This is a genomic window from Streptomyces sp. NPDC098789 (genome assembly GCF_044759975.1).
Lineage (GTDB): Bacteria > Actinomycetota > Actinomycetes > Streptomycetales > Streptomycetaceae > Streptomyces.
Window position 1 is genome coordinate 1 of the sequence record NZ_JBIWAJ010000063.1, and the last position, 2,423, is coordinate 2,423.

Sequence of the window (2,423 nt, forward strand, 5' to 3'; positions counted from 1 at the left end):
TCCTCGGAGAGGTGGACGCCGATCCGTTCGGGCTGGAGGAGGTCGGCGATCTTGGCGCGGTCCTCCAGGTCGGGGCAGGCGCCGTAGCCGAGGGAGAAGCGGGCGCCGCGGTACTTGAGGTCGAACATGTCCTCGACCCGGGCCGGGTCCTCGCCGGCGTAGCCGAGCTCGGAGCGGACCCGGGCGTGCCAGTACTCGGCCATGGCCTCGGCGAGCTGGACGGACAGGCCGTGCAGTTCGAGGTAGTCGCGGTAGGCGTCGGCGGCGAACATCTTGGCGGTGGCTTCGCCGATCTTGGAGCCGACGGTGACGACCTGCAGGCCGATCACGTCCTTCTCCCCGGATTCCTCGGGGCGGAAGAAGTCGGCGAGGCACAGGCGGCGGCCGCGACGCTGGCGGGGGAAGGTGAAGCGGGTCCGCTCGTTGCCCTGCTCGTCCAGGATGATCAGGTCGTCACCCTTGGACACGCAGGGGAAGTAGCCGTAGACCACGGCCGCTTCCAGGAGGTTCTCGGTGTGGAGCTTGTCCAGGAGCCCGCGCAGCCGCGGGCGTCCCTCGCTCTCGACGAGCTCCTCGTAGGTGGCTCCACCGGCGCGCGCCTGCTTGAGCCCCCACTGACCCTTGAACAGCGCGCCCTCGTCCAGCCAGGACGCGTAGTCCTTCAGCGGGATCCCCTTGACCACCCGCGTCCCCCAGAACGGCGGCGTCGGCACCGGATTCGTGACGGACACGTCGGAGCGGGCCGGACCGGCGTCCGCCTCCTCCTCCACGACGACCGGGGTGTCGCGCTTGGCGACGCGGCGCTGCTTCAGCGCGGGCAGGGTGGCGCCCGGGACACCGCGCTTGACGGCGATCAGGGCGTCCATGAGGCGCAGTCCTTCGAAGGCGTCGCGGGCGTAGCGGACTTCGCCTTCGTAGATTTCGTGGAGGTCCTGTTCGACGTAGGCGCGGGTGAGGGCGGCGCCGCCGAGGATGACGGGGTAGTCGGCGGCGAGCTTGCGCTGGTTGAGCTCCTGGAGGTTCTCCTTCATGATCACCGTGGACTTGACCAGGAGGCCCGACATCCCGATCACGTCCGCCCGGTGCTCCACAGCGGCCTCCAAGATCGCCGACACCGGCTGCTTGATCCCGATGTTGACCACGTTGTAGCCGTTGTTCGACAGGATGATGTCGACGAGGTTCTTCCCGATGTCATGGACATCGCCACGGACCGTGGCCAGCACGATCGTGCCCTTGCCGTCCGCGTCCGTCTTCTCCATGTGCGGCTCCAGATAGGCCACCGCCGTCTTCATCACCTCCGCCGACTGCAACACGAACGGCAACTGCATCTGACCCGACCCGAACAACTCACCAACGACCTTCATCCCCTCCAACAGGGTGTCGTTGACGATGGCCAGAGCCGGACGGGCCTCCAACGCCTCGTCCAGATCCGCCTCCAGACCGTTCTTCTCACCATCGATGATCCGCCGCTGCAACCGCTCGTCCAACGGCAGCGCGAGAAGCTCCTCCGCCCGCCCCGCCTTCAACGACTTCGTGTTCACACCCTCGAACAGCGCCATCAGCTTCTGCAGCGGGTCATAACCCTCCGCACGCCGGTCATAGATCAGATCCAACGCGGTACCGACCTGCTCGTCGTCGAACCGCGCGATCGGCAGGATCTTCGACGCGTGCACGATCGCCGAATCCAACCCCGCCTTCACACACTCGTCCAGGAACACCGAGTTCAACAACACACGAGCAGCGGGATTCAACCCGAAGGAAATGTTCGACAACCCGAGCGTGGTCTGCACCGCCGGATGACGCCGCTTGAGCTCACGGATCGCCTCGATCGTCGCGATACCGTCCCCCCGCGACTCCTCCTGACCCGTGCAGATCGTGAACGTCAACGTGTCGATGAGGATGTCCGACTCCAGAATCCCCCAATTCTCCGTCAGGTCCAGGATCAACCGCTGCGCGATCGCCACCTTGTCCTCGACCGTCCGCGCCTGACCCTTCTCATCGATCGTCAACGCGATCAACGCGGCCCCGTGCTCCTGCGCCAACCGCGTCACCTGCGCGAACCGCGACTCCGGGCCGTCACCATCCTCGTAGTTCACCGAGTTGATCACCGCGCGCCCACCCAGACGCTCCAACCCCGCCTTGATCACCGGAACCTCGGTCGAGTCCAACACGATCGGCAACGTCGAAGCCGTCGCGAAACGCCCCGCCAACTCATCCATGTCCGCGACACCATCACGACCCACATAGTCCACACACAGGTCCAACATGTGCGCACCCTCACGGATCTGGTCCCGGACCATCTCCACACAATCGTCCCAACGCGCCTCCAACATCGCGTCCCGGAACTTCTTCGACCCGTTCGCGTTCGTCCGCTCACCGATCGCCATGAACGCCAGGTCCTGACGGAACGGAACCGTCTGGTA

At 65.9% G+C, this 2,423-nt stretch carries 1 protein-coding gene; it reads right to left on the reverse strand.

What is annotated here, in order from left to right:
* On the reverse strand, positions 1–2,423 hold a 2,423-nt coding region (locus ACIQWR_RS41465; protein ID WP_404021360.1), incomplete at both ends, for a dihydropteroate synthase.